Raw genomic sequence first — 17,490 nt, forward strand, 5'->3', positions numbered from 1 at the left:
TTATAGTAGTTACTTCCGAATGATGTGAGGAGGAATGATGCAAGAATGTTGAAAAAAAGAGGGAATACTTCCCGATGGCCGAAGCTGGCGTTAATAGCCGCGGTCATGATGGGAACTGTTTTGCCGACCGGGTGGATGCCACAGGCAAAGGCTGCGCGGGCTGATCATGTGGTGATCAGTGAGGTGTATGGGGGTGGTGGGAACTCCGGTGCCCTGTACAAGAATGACTTCATTGAACTGTATAACCCGACAGACACGGCTGTTTCGGTTGGAGGCTGGTCCGTGCAGTATGCTTCTGCTACGGGAACGAATTGGGCCAAGACAGACCTGACAGGAAGCATTGCCCCTTACGGCTTTTATTTGGTACGGCTAGCATCATCGGGTGCAACAGGGGGTGAACTGCCAACTCCTGACGATAGCGGGACACTGAACTTGTCAGGGGCGAATGGGAAGGTTGCGCTGGTCAAGGATGGTGTCCCGTTGACAGGGGCGGATGTCACCTCCCAGGCAAATGTCGTGGATATGGTCGGCTTTGGTACTGCGAATTCATCTGAGGGCAACTCACCAGCACCAGCTCCCTCGAATACGACCAGCGCCCAACGCATTAGCGAAGCCAGCGGCATGGTACCGAACGGAGGAAATGGCTGGGATACCAATAACAACAGTAACGATTTTATCACAGGGGCACCTACCCCGAAAAACACGCAAAGCCCGGTAGAACCGCCGCTACCAACAGATGTGACCGAAAAGCTGAATGCCACAGAACTTATTTTTGATCTTACTGATCCTATCCAAGCAACAATTCGCGGCTATGTCGGTCAAGGGCGGACGATTAAGGTTTATGCGAGTCAGCCTACAGGAACAGGTAGCGACACCCCTTTAGCACAGCAAGATTCGGATGCTTCTGGACGAATCGAGCTGACTTTTGCCAATCCCGATCCAAATGCGCAGGGAGTCTATCTCACGGCAACGGAAGGGAGCAAGAAGGAGAGCGCAAGTATTGAGCTGAGGCCAGCGGTAGCCAGCCCAGCTTTGATCCAGGATAAAGTCAGCCTGCAAGTATTGAACGGTGTGGGCGAGCTGCGAGGAGAAGCAGGTGCGGCAGCAGGGAATGCGATACTGCGCGCATACGATCCCCAAAAACAACCGCTGATGCTTAGTAACAAAGAAACAGGAACGGCACACGCAAACGGGTCATTTTCTTTTACGATTCCAAACATCGATCAGTTTGATCATATTCTCGTAACGCAGCAAACAGTTGGGGAATATGGCAAGTCGTTTGAGAGCTCAGAAGTTAGCGTCACCAAGTCAGCCGTAGGTTCGACGACGATTGCTGAAGCAAGAAGCACCCCCGTAGGAACGAACGTGATTGTCGTCGGAACGGTGACGGCGATGTTTGAAGCGGGCGGACAAAACAACGTGTATTTCCAAGATGAGACGGCGGGACTCGTACTTCGTGCGCCAGGGCTGACTGGCAAAATTGAAGTGGGAGACAAGATCCGAGCAACCGGAAAAATGAATGATTATTATGGACTGGCTCAACTTGAGGCGCTCACCAATAACGTGGAAATCGTGCAAAAGCAAGCAGGTGTGCCTAACCCGCAAGTCGTGACTTCCACTGATTTTGCGGCTGCTACAGGAGAGGCTTTGGAAGGCAAGCTGGTGACGGTAAAGGTAGTTACGATCAAATCGGTATCAAGCGGCAACTACACGCTGGAGGATCAGCACGGTGCGTTTGTGTCTCGACCGGATGCTTCTCTTCCGCTCCCAGTGAACAAGAGCTATGCAGCTATTACAGGCGTGGTGAACTACGACCGCAATGTATACAAGCTGGTGCCGCGCACTGTCGCTGATCTCGTAGAGGACGAGAATAAAGTCCCCATGGTCACAGCGAGTCCGGCAGGTCCTATGGTGACAAAAGGAACAAATGTCACGTTCTCAACGACGATGGCTGACGCCACGATCTTCTATACAACAGATGGTTCAATGCCTAGTAGAGCAAGCATCAAGTATACGAGACCAATCCCGATTGACGCAGATACGACCCTTTCAGCCATAGCTGTCAAGGATGGTTACACAGACAGTAATGTAGCGACCTTCCGCTACGTGATTCAAAAAGAGAATGTTCGGATTCATGATATCCAAGGAACGTCCCACCGATCAGTGATGGCGGATGGAACGGTGAATAATGTTCCGGGAATCGTAACGGCTATCGTCAGAAGCGGCAGCAATGTACAAGGCTTTTATATGCAAGACCCGCAACCGGACGCAGACCCATTTACCTCCGAAGGTATTTACGTTTACGAGCCAAAAGCAGCGGTCAACCCTGGCGATGAAGTAACCGTCAGCGGAACCGTCAAGGAATACGTGCCATCGAACAGAGCGGGTACAGACCTTACCCAGACGCAAATTGATGCGACCTCTTACGCCGTTGTCAAGCCAGGCCAATCACTCCCAGAACCACTCATCCTGGGCAAAGACAACTATGAATATCCAAAAGGGATCATCGACAACGACAGCCTTGGCAAATTCGACCCAGATCAAGACGGCATCGACTTCTGGGAAAGTCTCGAAGGCATGCTGGTACAGATCGACAATCCAATCGTCGTTGGCGAAACCAAGACGTTTACGAATCCACGTGCAACGGAATTTGTCGTTATCGATGATCGGGCCCATCCGAATCAGCCACGTACGCCAACTGGCGGTGTGGTACTGGAGGCCAATGATTTTCACCCTGAGCGCATCACAGTATCGGACAAACTCGAAAGGATTACTGGAGAGGTAAAAGTCGGCGACAAATTTGACGGACCACTGGTAGGCATCATTGACTACAGCTTCGCGAACTACAAGCTGTTCCATACACGCGAATTTACGGTACAGGCAAGCCATTATGAGCCGCCAGTGACAAGTATTTCCCCAAAAGAGGACAAGCTGACAATCGCTACGTACAATATCGAGAATTTCTCGGCTAAAACCGATTTTGCCAAAATCAATCGCATCGCCGAGACGATCGTGGACAACATGAAGGGGCCGGATATTATCGGTGTGGTGGAAATGCAGGACGACAATGGGCCGACGGACAATGGGCAAACAGATGCTTCACAGTCTGCGGATGCATTGATCAAAGCGATTGAAAACAAAAATGGCCCGACTTATGGATACACCGATATCGCGCCACAGAACAATCAGGATGGTGGACAGCCAGGAGGGAATATCCGTGTTGGGTTCTTTTACAACCCAGAACGGGTACAACTGGCAGCAGGAACGCCAGGAGGCGCGACAGATGCAGTGCAAATCGAGACAAGAGATGGCGTGGCGCATCTTTCCGTCAATCCAGGGCGGGTAGATCCGACCAACGAGGCGTTTGCTTCGAGCCGTAAGCCACTGGCAGCGGAATTCATTTTCCAAGGCGAGCCTGTCATTGTCATCGCCAACCATTTCAACTCCAAGGGTGGAGATCAAGCACTGTTTGGAAAAGATCAGCCGCCACAGCTAGTGAGTGAAGTACAACGCATGAAAATTGCCCGTGTGTTAAATAACTTTGTAAAAGAAATCCATGCGGCGGAAGCGAAAGCAAATGTTGTGGTGCTGGGCGATCTCAACGATTTCCCGTTTTCGAATCCGGTGCAGGAATTGGCTGATGGCTTTTTGACCAATATGGTGGAGAAACTGCCGAAGGGTAAGCAGTATACGTACGTGTACCAAGGGAACTCCCAAGTCTTGGATCAAATTTTGGTCAGCAACCATTTGGAGGATGACACGAAGGTTGATATCGTTCACATCAACGCTGGCTTGACCGAGAGCGAGGGACGTGTGAGTGATCATAATCCTGTCCTTGTACAGTTGGACTTGAAGGATCGAGGCACGCCGGAAAAATCAGCACAAGAAGTGGCAGAAAGCATCACGCAGCTTACACAGCCAGCAGCGGGTGAGAAGCGCTTGAAGCTGCCAGAAGTACCTACAGGCTTTACCATCGCGATCAAGTCGTCTAGTGATCCAGCGATCATTGCGCTAGACGGTAAAATTACGCCGCCAAATCGCCAGACGAATGTAGACCTGATTTTGGAGGTCACACGATTATCTGATCAATCGACAGCAGTTACTAAAGCATTGACAGTAAAGGTTCCAGCCAAGCCGGACTCACCGCCGCCAGTTACACCGCCGGACAGAACACCGACACCGGACTCGCAGCGAGAGTTGAACAAGCAAGCCGCTCAGGTCATCTCCGCAAGTAACGAGGAGAACAGCATTTTGGGACAGGTGGATCAAGTTCTCAGCCATCTGGAAAAACTTCTGGATGCCGAGCAATGGACGTCGACTGAGAAATGGGAGACAGTCACCGATACGATCACGACTGTACTCGAGGCAGTGGCCGAGCAGGCCGAGCTAGGAATCATTAGTGAAGAGACACTCCAAGATGTGACGAAGAGCTTTTTGGACAAAGCATTTGACCCGCTCACAGAAGATGGCATTGAGGATGAAGAGATTGCCCGCCTGGCACTCGCCTCCTTGACAAGCTTGGCGAAAACAGCGCTGGAGCCGCTCGATGAAAAGAATATTGCCAAAGAGGTAGCCAAGCATGTCCGTACGCTGGCGGAAGAGCTTTTGAAAAAGCTTGGCACTGTCGTCATTGAAGATGGGGATGAGATCAAGGCAGATGACGAACAAGTAGATGAGCTTCTAGACGTACTCGGGGAATTCATGAAAGCAATCGAGTCCGTGAAAGACAAGATCGGCTTTGCTCCGGTACTGTTCGTTCAAGTGGAAGAAAGCGATGACGATTCGATCGATACGCGTTCTCGCAAGGAAGAATCAAACGAACCGACGGTAACCTTGGAGCAGAAGCTGGTTGAGCAATTGAAGGAAAAAGAGGTAGGAATCCGAGTCACCTTGGACAGTGAAGCATGGGTAGAAGTGCCGGGCGCATACTTTGCTGCTGAGCGTGCACGAGAGTTTGCTCTCTCCCTGACAGAAGCAGATGGAAGCGGCTGGAAGGGCGTGCCAAACCCGGGCGAAGCTTATCAATTGCAAGCGTGGAGCAAGGGTAAAAAGCTGACAAGCCTCGGAAAAACAGGCTTTACACTCGGGCTACCAGTCGCAGAAGACGCAAGCGAAAAGCTCCAAGCCTACGTGTTCCGAAGCAATATGTGGAGACCAGCTATGGGGCTTAAGGGAAAACCGATCAAAGTGGTAAAAGAAGGCGATGTAGGGATTTTTACAGTGGCGACGTCTTCCTCTTATGTTGTCGGTGAGACTGCCCTGAAAAGGATCGAGATCAAACCGAAGTCTCTCAAGCTAGCACAGGGTGAGGAAGCACAGCTCGAGGTTACAGCTATTCTCGGAAACGATGCAGAAGAAGACGTTACGGATGCAGAAGGAATCGAGTTCACATCGAGCAAGCCCGATCAGGTAGAGGTAGATGAAACTGGCCGGATTCTCGTTTTGGAGGATGCCAAACCAAAGACGAGAGTAACCATCACGATCAGCTATGCTGGCAAGACGGCCAAGGTAACCGTTACAGTTAAGTAGCAACGAGTAAAAAAACGGGGTGGGAGATAGCTTCCCAGCCCGTTTTTGTTGTGGAAAATGGATTAGATACGTGCCATCCCCATCGCTTTTTCAACCTTGTACAGCATCTCGTTCGCGACCTTATTCGCTTTGTCTGCCCCGGCAGTCAGGATATCATCCAGCTCAGAGGAGTGGAATAGCTGCTCGAAGCGTTCTTGAATCGGACGGAGTGTTTCTACGACAACTTCAGCCAGCTCGGTTTTGAATGCGCCGTAGCCCTTGCCCTCGTACATCGCTTCGATCTCATCCAGTGTTTTTCCGGAGCAGAGGGAGTAGATGGTCATGAGGTTAGAGACAGCAGGCTTTTCTGCTTTGTCATATCGCACAACGCTGTCGGAATCCGTTTGCGCGCGCTTGATTTTTTTCGTGATGGTGTCTGCATCATCCAGCATGGAGATGAAGGCGCCTTGGTTTGGATCGGATTTGCTCATTTTCTTGGTGCCTTCAGCAAGGGACATGATGCGTGCACCAGTCTCCGGCAGGCGAACTTCTGGAATGGTGAAAATGTCGCCATAACGGTTGTTAAAACGAGCAGCTAAATCACGAGTCAGCTCCAGATGCTGCTTCTGGTCCTCGCCCACAGGGACGAAATCAGTGCCGTACAGCAAAATATCAGCAGCCATCAATGGAGGATAAGCCAGCAGACCGCCTGGAATGGATTCGCCGCGACCATCGGATTTGTCCTTGAATTGAGTCATGCGCTCCAATTCACCCAAGTAAGAGGTACACAGCATGATCCAGCCGAGCTTGGCATGGGCAGGTACTTCCGATTGGACGAACAGCGTCATTTTGTTCGGATCGAGGCCAACGGACAAATAGAGGGCCGCGAGACGACGGATGTTTTCGCGCAGGACAGCAGGCTCCTGTGGAACGGTGATCGCATGCTGGTCTACGATGCAGTAAAAGCAGTTGAACTGATCTTGAAGCGGAACGAAGTGCTTCATTGCGCCCAAGTAGTTGCCGAGAGTCAGAATACCGCTCGGTTGAATGCCGGAAAAGATGGTTTTCATGGGAAAGCTGCTCCTTTCAATCGTGAAATATGGATTCAAAAAGTCGATTTTTTGAATGTCCGATTAAATACAAAAAGGTCCATCCGCCCTGGACAGGGACGAATGAACCGTGGTGCCACCCTTGTTATTTCACGCAAGGAATCATCCATACGCAAAATCTCTTTGATCCGTACCGTTTCTGTGTAAGACAGCTTGATACGGTGTCCATTGTAACGTACGGACGTAACGCCAAAGCCTACTGCCGCCATGAGAGCGGGTTCGGTTTGGAGCTCGGAAGCCCATTCATCATTTCCTTAACACTGATTCGCACCAACCATCAGCTCTCTGAAGTCTCGCAAAATGACTACTCTTCTTCCTCATTGCCATCAAATGATACCCTTTGAGCAAACATTTTACATAGAGTGGAATAAAAAAGCAAGTGGGTCTTGACAAGAAAAACCAAAAGTTGTAAAAGTAACTCAATAGTTATATAACTGACGAGTTACTTTTGGGGTGAAAAAATGACCAATGACAAATTGTCAAAAGGGGAGCTGAGTCGCAGTCGGTTGCTTGCGGCGGCAGCTTCTGAGTTCGCGGCAAAAGGCTTTCATCGTACGCGGGTGAGTGACATCGTGAAAGCAGCAGGCCTGACACAGGCGTCGTTTTATCAGTACTTCGACAGCAAGGAAGGTCTGCATCAGCAGTTGACGGACACATTCATCACCAAGCTGTGGGAATTGGCGGACAGCGGTCAAAAGGTAACGGCCTTGACGAAGGCAGATGCCTTCCATCAGGTACGGGAGAATCTGCTCGCTTTATTCCGATTTTTTCAGGAACAGCCTGACTTGACCCGGATCGTGCTGTATCAGGCAGAAGAGGGCGAAGAGCTGCATCGCAAGCTGGCTTCGATTGTTGCTGTCAACTTGCGACAAAATCAGAATGCCGGGCATGTCCGTATCGAGTTGTCAGTGGAGGTGGCAGCAGAGGCAATGATCGCAGTCGTAGACCGTTTGACGACACGGTATTTGCTGACGGGGGAGAAAACGGCGGAGAAGCTTGCGGACGATGCGGTATCTTTTTTGGCATATGGAATTTTGCAGGCAAACGAATAGGAGGAGGGTGCGTGTATGCTGGAGCTGTCCCATCTGATTTGGCTGTTTTTAGTCGTTTTCATGTTTCATGATTTCGAGGAGATCGTGATGGTAGAAGGTTGGGTGCGAGCTAAAAAAGACATCATTAGACAGACCGTGCCAGAACGGCTTATAAAGCTCATAGAGCCGTCACTTTCGATGAACACGGCGCAATTTACCATCGCAGTCTCTTGTATTTTCGCGGTTTTATCGGCAGCGGTCATTCTGACTGTCACGACACTTTCGGCTGGAACGTACCTCCCGTTTTTTCTGGTTTGTCTGCACGTGATGTTTCTCCATGTGTTCATGCATGTTGGGCATACCATTGTCCTTCGCATGTACACACCAGGTGTAGTGACGGCTGTGGCATTGGTTTTGCCGTATAGTTTGTATACGTATGATCGATTGCTTGAGGCTGGGCTTGTGATGTGGTCGTTGCTATGGAGCACGTTGCCGTACAGCTTGCTGATCATACCTGTTTTGTACGTGGCACACCGGATTGGGGAGGCAGCAGGTAATATGATCCCTCGATGAGAAAAAGAGAGGGAGTATGTTATCCTAGTAGGAAGAGATTGGTGTGAAAGAGGGAATTTTGTTGAAGCTGCGACTAGGCGTAATAGGCGCGGATGATTCACTTGCCATCATCGAATCAGTCATGCGAGAGTTTCCCGAAATTGAATACTTGCCGATTGTCTATTGGAAAGAAGAAGAAATCCTCGATCTGATCTTGCCGCATGTGGATGAGGTGGACATGTGGCTTTTCTCCGGACAGGTCCCTTATGCCATGGTGAGCGAGTCAGGCAAGGTCCAAGTGCCGATGGCTTATGTGCCTCATCTCGGTGCGAGCTTGTACAGAACCTTGCTTCACCTGTCTCATCAATTGGGAATCCGGGTGGATGAAGTGAGCTTTGATACATTTTCGCCAGAAGAACTGGAGCATTTTATGGACGAGGCGGGTATCGCTGGTGGATACAAATGGCTCAAGCATTACGAGGGAGCAATCTCAGCCGATGAACTGGCCGATTACCACGAACAGCTTTGGAGGGCAGGCAAGACAAAGGTGGCTGTCACCTGCTTGCGGACAGCAGATGTAGAACTGGCACGCAGAGGTGTCCCTGTACATCGGGTCGTGCCGACACGTGCAGGCGTGATTTCGGTCATTCACATGCTTTTGCGAACGCACGAAATGCTTCACTTCAAAGATACCCAAATTGCCGTGCAGATGATGGAGATCGATCCATTTCGCGAGCTTGCCGGTGGCAACTTTTCCACAGATGAATGGCAAAATGCCGAGATCAAGACGATGGAAAAGCTGTTGCGCTACGCGAAGCATTTGCAAGGCTCACTGAAGACAGCGGGTCCCGGACGCTACGTCATTTTTACAACGCGGGGCAACCTGCAAGAAGTGACCCGTGACTATGCGACCATGCCGGATTTGGAAGAACTGTTTGGCATTCGCGCTGATCTGGTGACGTGTGGAATCGGGATCGGCAAGACCGCTTATGAAGCAGAAATCCACGGTGGCGCGGCTTTGCTGCACGCCAAAGAGCGCGGGACAGGTAATTGGATGGTCTTCTTTGATGACAAAAGCGTCGTAGGGCCGCTTGGTCGTGATGAACAGATCACCTATCGGTACGACTCAGAAAAGCTGCAAGAGCTCAGCCAGCTAACCTCTTTGAGTGTCATGACGCTCGCCAAGCTTTACTCCATACTCAAAAAGCGAGGTTCTCAGGAAATTCATGCGACAGAATTAGCCTCATATCTGCAAATTCTGCCACGAAGCGCCAGACGAATTCTGATTGAACTGGAGTCAAAGGGACTAGCGCAAGTGATCAGAGAAGAAAACCCGCACCCGCGCGGAAGACCGCGAAAGGTGTATCGGATCGTATGGCAATCGCAATTGTAATAAATTTACCAATTAATCATTTCTTTCGGGAAATGATTTTTTTGTCGTTAAAAAATTGTTCTCAAATTCACATTTATGACAAATAATAAGAGATGTAAACAACTATGAACTTACATAAAAAACAATATTTTCCAAGGAGGAGTTAACGAGTATGAAGAAATCGGTTTTTGCAGTAACACTCAGCTTCGCATTGGGTACTTCTACATTCCTGCCGCTTGCTGCGCAGGCAGAATCCGAAAGCATCGTCTATAGCGCTGAGTGGGATACCCCCGAATTTATCGGAGAAGAGTTCGAGGCAGAAGACCTGGATGGCGAAGACAAAGTTTGGGGATTCCTGGAGCAACATCAAGATTCCTTCCGCATTGATGGAGATGTGAAAGATCACTTTAAAGTGCTAGATGAAGTGACAGACAAAGAGACAGACATGACTCACTACCGCGTACAAGAAATGTACGAGGGCATCCCGGTCTATGGTTATCAGCAGACGATTCACGTAAACGAGGATGGAAATGTAACAGCATTCCTCGGAAACTACGCGCCTGACCTGTCAGACAATGATAAGCTGACGAAAAAACCAAAACTCAAGGCAGATAAGGCAGTCAAAGAGGCCATCAAGGATTTGGAGGATGAGATTGACGAAAAAGTGGAGAAGTTCGAGGTGAAGCCAAAAGGGAACCTCTATATCTACATCCACGAAGATGAATCGTACTTGGCTTACGAAGTGGAGCTGAATTTCCTTGATCCGCTGCCAGGCCGTTGGAAGTATTTCATCGATGCTAATTCTGGTGACGTGATCAACAAATACAATATGCTCCATGAGATTACAGGAACTGGTACGGGGGTACTTGGTGACTCTAAGTCCTTCGAAGTAACGAAAGTAAGCAATACAAACTACACGGCGAAAGATACGACGCGCGGTAAGGGAATTGAGACGTACACGGCACGGAACAGATATACCCTCCCAGGCACTCTTGGCTCTGATACCGATAACAAATGGACAGATGGCGCACTTGTTGATGCGCATGCCTATGCACAGAAAACCTACGATTACTACAAAAACGCACATAACCGCAACAGCTATGACAACAATGGAGCGAAAATGATTTCTACTGTCCATTACGGTACCAGCTACAACAACGCATTCTGGAACGGCGTGCAAATGGTATACGGGGATGGAGATGGAAGTGTATTCCGCCCATTGTCTGCCGGCTTGGATGTCGTTGCACATGAATTAACACATGCCGTAACAGAAAAAACAGCCAATTTGATCTATCAAAATGAGTCCGGTGCGTTAAATGAATCCATCTCTGATATCTTCGGGGCAATGATTGACGACGATGATTGGCTCATGGGTGAAGATGTATACACACCAGGAACGCCTGGAGATGCACTGCGCTCTCTCGAAGATCCAACAATTGCTGGAGATCCTGACCACTACAGCGATCGCTACACGGGTCCAAATGACAATGGAGGCGTACACATTAACAGCGGTATCAACAACAAAGCGGCATATCTCCTCGCAGAGGGTGGTTCACACCACGGTGTAACGGTCACAGGCATTGGTCGCAATGACACAGCAAAAATCTACTACTACGCTCTAACTAACTACCTCAATCCAAACTCTAATTTCTCCGCTATGCGACAAGCAGCTATTCAATCCGCAACAGTTCTTTTCGGTGCTAATTCCCAACAAGTAGAATCTGTAAGAGATGCGTATGATGCAATTGGTGTGCAATAATCACTAAGATATTTCGTATCACGAAATACTTGTCATACTATTATAAATTGTCTTGCTCCTATTGTGGGGCAAGGCAATTTTTTGTATGTTGATGGTTAACCGCGTGTGTATATGAAGTTAGAAAGGAGTACCCCATGGATCATTTCAAAACCATATTGAGACACCAGTATGATATAGAGGCTGTTGATGTTACCCCTCAGCAAGGAGGATGGTCGGCGCTTGCTTATAAAGTCAACAGCGACCTGCATTCCTATTTCTTGAAGGTCTATGAAAAAAGTAGAGCATCTACGCCCAAGTGGACAGCGTTGATTGACAAGTATGTTCCCATTATCCAGTGGCTATCACGCGAGACCAGACTACAAGGCAAACTTCCAGTTCCACTACTGACTAGAAACGCAGCGTATAAACATGAAGACGACATGGGCATCTATCAACTGTTTGCATATATTGAGGGGAAAACCATTGGGAGCCAAGCGTTAAACTCGATGCAAGTTCGCCAGCTAGCTGAAATCATAGCGGAGTTGCATTTGTACGGGGAAGAAATCCCGGTTAGTACGTCTGCAATCAAGGAAGACTTCCTCATTCCATTTGCCGAGCAGTTTAGAGAAATGCTGAATGACGATATCCATCGTCTGCCTGATGATGTGAATGAAATCGTCCAACCTTTTGCCAATATACTGGCTACCCGCATGAATGATTTGGAGATGATTGCAGAGGAATTGCGAGGCAGTGAGGTAAAAATGAAGCTTTGCCATACGGACGTTCACAACTGGAACCTGATGCAATCTGGTCAAGAGCTCATTCTCATAGATTGGGAAGGATTGAGGCTGGCTCCGGTAGAAGCCGATCTGATGTTCTTAGTAGATCAGCCTTTTTTAGAGGAGTTTATGGCTACCTATCGGAAGACACATACAAATTATGTGGTCAATCGACAAGCGCTGGAATTCTATCAAATCCGGCGTAGGCTGGAAGATATATGTGAACTGTTAGAGCAGCTTTTGTTTGATGAGCAAGAGGAGAAGGATCGAGTAGAGACGATCGCGCATTTGAAAGGGGAATTGAGTAAGGTTGATAGGAGGTTAATATGATCGACGTTGCTTACCTGAAAGGGTTATTCCTAAATAGAAGGGAAGATCTGGATCTCAGATTGGGTGATATTGGTGATTTGCTTGAGTATGGAAACCCTAATCGGAATGACGTATAACATTTACAAAGTATGCCCTAGAACTTGCGATTGCAGAAGAAAACTTTGATATAAAGGAAAGTTTGTTTTATCTACTCATGAATGCAGTAACCTTTCAAGGAGTCGCAAGAAATGTAGAATGGGATCCATTAGCAGATGTTCTGCCAACACTAGACGACGCTATCCTTGACTATGCATTAACTATCCTCGGGTGTTCAAAAAATCGAAAATTTATAAAAGTAATTGAGCCGTACTTACAATCTCCAAACGATTCTATTAGGGAAACTGCGGAGGAAGCATTGGAGGAAATCAATTATAACGTAGAAGGATCTTCATAAGGAAATCAGCGAAGGTAGACGAGTAAATCTGAACCAAAAATCGAACAGCTATTCCGAGAAGCTGGCTTTACGAATATAGGCAGGTTTCATTCTACGGGACTTTTTGGGGGATGGATTTGCCATGCGGAATGAATGGTTGCCGCCTTTTCAAAATAGACAGACTATTATACAATTAAGGACATAACCGTTAATCAACCGTTATTGGTTCTGCATAGAAGGAGGAGTGGCACGTCATGATCAATTCGGATCGATTGTGGGATCGATTGGGACAGCTTGGCAACATTGGGAAGCAAGAGGCGGGCGGCATCACGCGGTTGTCTTTTACGCCTGAGGAACGGGCGGCAAAAGATCTCGTCACAGGCTTTATGAAGGAAGCAGGTCTCTCCGTTCGCGAAGATGAGGTTGGGAACTTGATTGGGCGAAAAGAAGGGAAAAATCCGGCCGCTCCTGTCGTTTTGGTTGGCTCGCATATCGACTCCGTACCAAATGGCGGCGATTATGACGGCCCACTTGGCGTACTGGCTGGCGTAGAAGTTTTACAGACGATGCAGGAACTTGGGATCGAAACAGAGCATTCGATCGAAGTCATCGCGTTCACGGATGAAGAAGGAACGCGTTTTGGTTACGGGATGATCGGGAGTCGAGGTATCGCGGGTCTGATCAAGCGGGATGAGTTGGAACAAGCAGACAAGAATGGGGTCTCGATTGCCGAAGCAATGCGGCAAACGGGGCTTGATCCTGAACGCACCAGTCTCGCCGCGAGAACTCCCGGAAGTGTGAAGGCATATGTGGAGCTACATATCGAGCAAGGCAAGGTACTGGAGAGCCGCGGGCTATCTGTTGGGATCGTGACAGGCGTGGCGGGCCCACTCTGGCTGAATTTCGTGCTAGAGGGAGAAGCCGGTCATGCCGGGGCAACGCCGATGAATTTGCGCCGTGATCCGATGGCAGCAGCCGCTCAGGTGATGCTTGCCATCGAGGAAGAAGCCGGACGGACAGGAACTAGTGTAGGGACCGTTGGAAGGCTGCAAGCTTTCCCAGGCGGAGTGAACGTCATCCCTGGACGAGTCGAGTTTTCGCTTGATTTGCGTGACGTGGACGAAGCGATCCGCGATGAAGTGGAACAGCGCATTTACGAACGGGCAAAAGCGATTTGTGCTGAGCGCAATGTGACGTTGAAAGTAGAGCTGCTGCAACGCATAGCTCCTGCTGTATGCTCGGATGATATCCAGAATGCAGTAGCCGAAGCGTGTGAGGCAGAAGGCTTGGAAGCATTTAGACTGCCGAGTGGGGCAGGGCATGATTGCATGCAGCTAGTTGAGCTGTGCCCGGTTGGCATGATTTTCGCCCGATCCAAGGATGGCATTAGTCACAACCCGGCAGAATTCACGACAAAAGAGGATTGTGCAAACGGAGCGCAAGTACTGTACCGCACCGTTTTATCCTTAGCAAAATAGGCATAAGAGATAGTAAGTGGGGGAGCCACGTAAATCAGGAGGAGAGCGGCATGACAGCAACGGCGGTGGTAACGCTTAACAAGGCGGTCGAAGAAATTAAGGATCAGGTAATCGCGTGGAGACGCTATTTGCACGAGAACCCTGAATTATCCTTCCATGAAGAAAAAACAGCACAGTTTGTGTATGAGACACTGCTTACCTTTGGGAATCTGGAAGTGTCCAGACCGACGAAAAACAGTGTAATGGCCAGATTGATTGGTTCCGAGCCTGGGAAAGTGCTCGCCATGCGCGCTGACATGGACGCATTGCCGATTACGGAAGAGAATACGTTTGAATTCGTATCGAAAAATCCAGGCGTCATGCATGCGTGCGGACACGACGGACATACTTCCATGCTGCTCGGAACGGCAAAGCTGCTGTCCGGGATGAAGGATCAGATCAAGGGAGAGGTTCGTTTCTTCTTCCAGCACGCAGAGGAAGTATACCCGGGCGGAGCGGAGGAAATGGTACAGGCAGGCGTCATGGACGGCGTAGACATGGTGATTGGTACACATCTGTGGTCGACGATGGAGTTTGGGACAGTGGGTATCTGCCCAGGTCCAATGATGGCAGCGCCTGATACATTCTGGATCACCGTTCTTGGAAAAGGCGGACATGCGGCGCTCCCGCATGAAACGATCGACAGCATCGCGATTGCGGCTCAAGTGGTGACTAATCTCCAGCACGTCGTATCCCGCAATGCCGATCCGCTCGATAATCTGGTTCTCTCTGTCACACAATTTGTGGGGGGAACGACACATAATGTCATTCCGGGTGCTGTAGAGATTTGCGGGACAGTCCGCAGCTTTGACAAAAATCTGCGCGAGTCCGTTCCGGGACTCATGGAACGCGTGATCAAAGGCATTACAGAAGCACACGGCGCGGGGTACAAGTTCAAGTACGAATTTGGTTATCGCCCGGTTATCAACGATGCCGAAGTGACGAAATTGATGGAAGAGGTCGTGGAAGAATCACTGGGAGCAGAGTGGGTAGAGCATATGCGTCCAACCATGGGTGGCGAAGATTTCTCCGCCTTCCAGCAAAAAGCACCAGGCTGCTTCTTCTATGTCGCTGCCGGAAACAAAGAAAAAGGCATCACCTATCCGCACCACCATCCACGCTTTACGATCGACGAGGATGCGCTCGAAGTTGGCGTAAAAATGTTCGTCAACGCAGCAAGAAAAATCGTGATGTAACCAGAGTGGCACACAGGCAAAAAGAGCTTCCAGTCAAGAGAGACGAGAAGCTCTTTTTGGCGTGCGAAAGGCGATATCAGACCTTAGTGGGTGAGCTCTTTTTCTTTGGTGTGAAATGATTTTTGAATCTGCGAAATTTGTCCGGCATGGATACCCGTGTGATACATGAGGCGACCCAATGCTTCTAATGGAGTAGAAGACCCCAATGGCGTTTCGACGGGCTTGTGCCAAGCGTCCTCCGGTAAGTCACGCATCGCATCGATCAAGTGTTGGTTGGAAGCGGTCATAAAATCAGCGAGCTCTTGCAGGTTGGTAAATGCAACTTTGGTTCCGACAGGACCGTTTTTCGTCAACAATTCTACGTCCGCTGGGATGCTCCGACCGAAAAACCATTCGGCAAACATGTACTCGACCTCAGCGCTATGGCGCAGCATATACCCGATGGAGACTGCATTCATGCTCAAACGCAAATCTTGTTCGGGCAAGCTTTTCGCAGTCTTGTGAAAACGTTCCTGGATGGTGAGCCAAAGTGTCAATGCGGTTGAATAGGTCATGAAAGATGCCCCTCCGTTAAGTGAAAAACTTCTCGACGTTTTTCATAGAAAGTGGATGTGACCGCTTGCGGTCAGACAAACCGCTCAAGACCGGTTTGTGGATGTGTGACCATCACGGTTGACGTGGACAAATTTATCGGCTGTCAGGTCAATGTCGTAAGCCTGACCGAACCCAGCTACATAGCGTCCCTCTGATGGTGTCAATTCGAACAAGGAAAAATCAAGGCCGCGCAGCATATCCATCATGTTTTTTCCAAATGACTGTGCAAACAGCTCGAAAATCTCATCGTAACCGGCATTACCCAAATTCAGGGCTGAACACACGAAGCGAGCGCGTTGGCGAGCAAATAGATTGGTGGCTTTCGACTCGTCTTCAATGAGCATGGCGTCGACTGCCGGATTTTCTTCCATGTAGCGATAGTGATTCGCAATTTTACTAATGTAGATGTAGAACTTTCCATCGTATTTGACGAACGGGGCGTAGGAGAGAAACGGTTTTCCATGCTCGTCGATCGTGCTTAACATGAGTGTCTTCATGTTCGCAGCAAACGATTGGTACTGGGCCTTCATCGCTTCCTTATCCATCGCTTTCATACGAGCACCTCACTTGTTTAATTTGCTTTTTTCAAAATGTGAATCCGCGGGCTACCGCTGTCTGACGTGTACTGAATCTCGGTTTCGACACCGTACACGCTTCGAATCATTTCCATCGTAAGCACATCTTGAGGTTTTCCGAAAACACGCAGGCTTCCGTCTTTCATCACACAAATTTTATCGCTGTAGGCGCTGGCGTGATTCAAATCATGCAGCACCATGACAACCGTTAGCTTCAAGTCCTGATTCAGCTTGCGAACGAGCTCAAGCACATCCAGTTGATGGGCGATGTCCAAATAGGTAGTGGGCTCATCAAGTAACAAGATTTTCGGTTTTTGAGCCAAAGCCATCGCGATCCAGGCACGCTGTGCTTCCCCGCCAGACAGAGAGACGAGGTAGCGGTCCTTGTAGCTGAGCATGCCGGTTTGTTCCAAAGCCCACGTGACGATCGCATAGTCTTCGCCACTCAGGCGCTCAAACCATTTTTTATGGGGAACGCGGCCGTATCCGACTAGCTCTCCTACGGTTACGTCTGACGGGCACGTGTTGGATTGGCAAAGCATGCACATGATGCGAGAGATTTGCTTCATACTCAGGCTGTTCAATTCTTGATCTGAAATACATACACGGCCGCTTTCACAAGGAATCAGCCGTGAAATCGCTTTGAGAATCGATGATTTTCCTGAACCATTTGGACCAATGATCGAAACAACCTCTCCTTCTTGGATATCGAGAGAAAAGTCATGGACGATTGTACGTGGACCGTAGCTGATGTTCAACGATTGCACCTGTAACATG

At 49.3% G+C, this 17,490-nt stretch carries 12 protein-coding genes and 1 other annotated feature; of the genes, 8 read left to right on the plus strand and 4 right to left on the minus strand.

The window, feature by feature from the left end:
* Window positions 1-45: 45 nt before the first annotated feature.
* Entirely contained in the window at window positions 46-5,529 is a 5,484-nt protein-coding gene (locus ASG16_RS14430; RefSeq protein ID WP_056496893.1) for a DUF8508 domain-containing protein, read from the plus strand.
* A gap of 62 nt (window positions 5,530-5,591) precedes the next feature.
* On the opposite strand, the gene trpS is transcribed toward ASG16_RS14430, so the two are convergent.
* Complete coding sequence (gene trpS, locus ASG16_RS14435; RefSeq protein WP_056496889.1) at window positions 5,592-6,578, minus strand: tryptophan--tRNA ligase; 987 nt, start codon at window positions 6,576-6,578, stop codon at window positions 5,592-5,594.
* Window positions 6,579-6,669: 91 nt separating this feature from the next.
* Window positions 6,670-6,947 (minus strand) — a binding site (T-box leader).
* A 131-nt stretch (window positions 6,948-7,078) separates the two neighbouring features.
* On the opposite strand from trpS, the gene ASG16_RS14440 reads away from it, so the two are divergent.
* From ASG16_RS14440 to ASG16_RS14480, 7 genes are all read left to right on the plus strand, one after another.
* Window positions 7,079-7,669, plus strand: a complete 591-nt coding sequence (locus ASG16_RS14440) for a TetR/AcrR family transcriptional regulator (RefSeq protein ID WP_056496885.1) — start codon at window positions 7,079-7,081, stop codon at window positions 7,667-7,669.
* Between the two features lie 15 nt (window positions 7,670-7,684).
* Complete coding sequence (locus ASG16_RS14445; RefSeq protein WP_056496883.1) at window positions 7,685-8,221, plus strand: HXXEE domain-containing protein; 537 nt, start codon at window positions 7,685-7,687, stop codon at window positions 8,219-8,221.
* 43 nt (window positions 8,222-8,264) lie between these two features.
* Complete coding sequence (locus tag ASG16_RS14450; RefSeq protein ID WP_241970761.1) at window positions 8,265-9,593, plus strand: helix-turn-helix domain-containing protein; 1,329 nt, start codon at window positions 8,265-8,267, stop codon at window positions 9,591-9,593.
* A gap of 151 nt (window positions 9,594-9,744) precedes the next feature.
* Window positions 9,745-11,331, plus strand: coding sequence for a M4 family metallopeptidase (locus tag ASG16_RS14455; RefSeq protein WP_056496880.1), 1,587 nt, complete (start codon window positions 9,745-9,747; stop codon window positions 11,329-11,331).
* Window positions 11,332-11,465: 134 nt separating this feature from the next.
* Window positions 11,466-12,419, plus strand: coding sequence for an aminoglycoside phosphotransferase family protein (locus tag ASG16_RS14460; RefSeq protein ID WP_056496878.1), 954 nt, complete (start codon window positions 11,466-11,468; stop codon window positions 12,417-12,419).
* A 666-nt stretch (window positions 12,420-13,085) separates the two neighbouring features.
* Window positions 13,086-14,309, plus strand: a complete 1,224-nt coding sequence (locus ASG16_RS14475) for a Zn-dependent hydrolase (RefSeq protein WP_056496876.1) — start codon at window positions 13,086-13,088, stop codon at window positions 14,307-14,309.
* A 50-nt stretch (window positions 14,310-14,359) separates the two neighbouring features.
* Window positions 14,360-15,544: a M20 family metallopeptidase gene (locus tag ASG16_RS14480; protein ID WP_048031651.1), complete on the plus strand. Its 1,185-nt coding sequence runs from the start codon at window positions 14,360-14,362 to the stop codon at window positions 15,542-15,544.
* Between the two features lie 83 nt (window positions 15,545-15,627).
* Here ASG16_RS14480 and ASG16_RS14485 read toward each other — a convergent pair whose 3' ends face one another.
* The 3 genes from ASG16_RS14485 to ASG16_RS14495 all read right to left on the minus strand — a co-directional run bounded on the left by ASG16_RS14485 (window position 15,628) and on the right by ASG16_RS14495 (window position 17,489).
* A complete protein-coding gene (locus ASG16_RS14485) occupies window positions 15,628-16,098 on the minus strand; it encodes a DinB family protein (RefSeq protein WP_056496873.1) in 471 nt (156 codons plus the stop codon).
* A gap of 84 nt (window positions 16,099-16,182) precedes the next feature.
* The gene (locus tag ASG16_RS14490) at window positions 16,183-16,692 is read right to left on the minus strand and encodes a HugZ family pyridoxamine 5'-phosphate oxidase (protein ID WP_056496870.1); all 510 of its coding nucleotides are present in this window, start codon (window positions 16,690-16,692) and stop codon (window positions 16,183-16,185) included.
* Window positions 16,693-16,709: 17 nt separating this feature from the next.
* A complete protein-coding gene (locus ASG16_RS14495) occupies window positions 16,710-17,489 on the minus strand; it encodes an ABC transporter ATP-binding protein (RefSeq protein ID WP_056496867.1) in 780 nt (259 codons plus the stop codon).
* Between the last annotated feature and the right edge of the window lies 1 nt (window position 17,490).

It is taken from the genome of Brevibacillus sp. Leaf182, assembly GCF_001423865.2.
GTDB lineage: Bacteria > Bacillota > Bacilli > Brevibacillales > Brevibacillaceae > Brevibacillus > Brevibacillus brevis_C.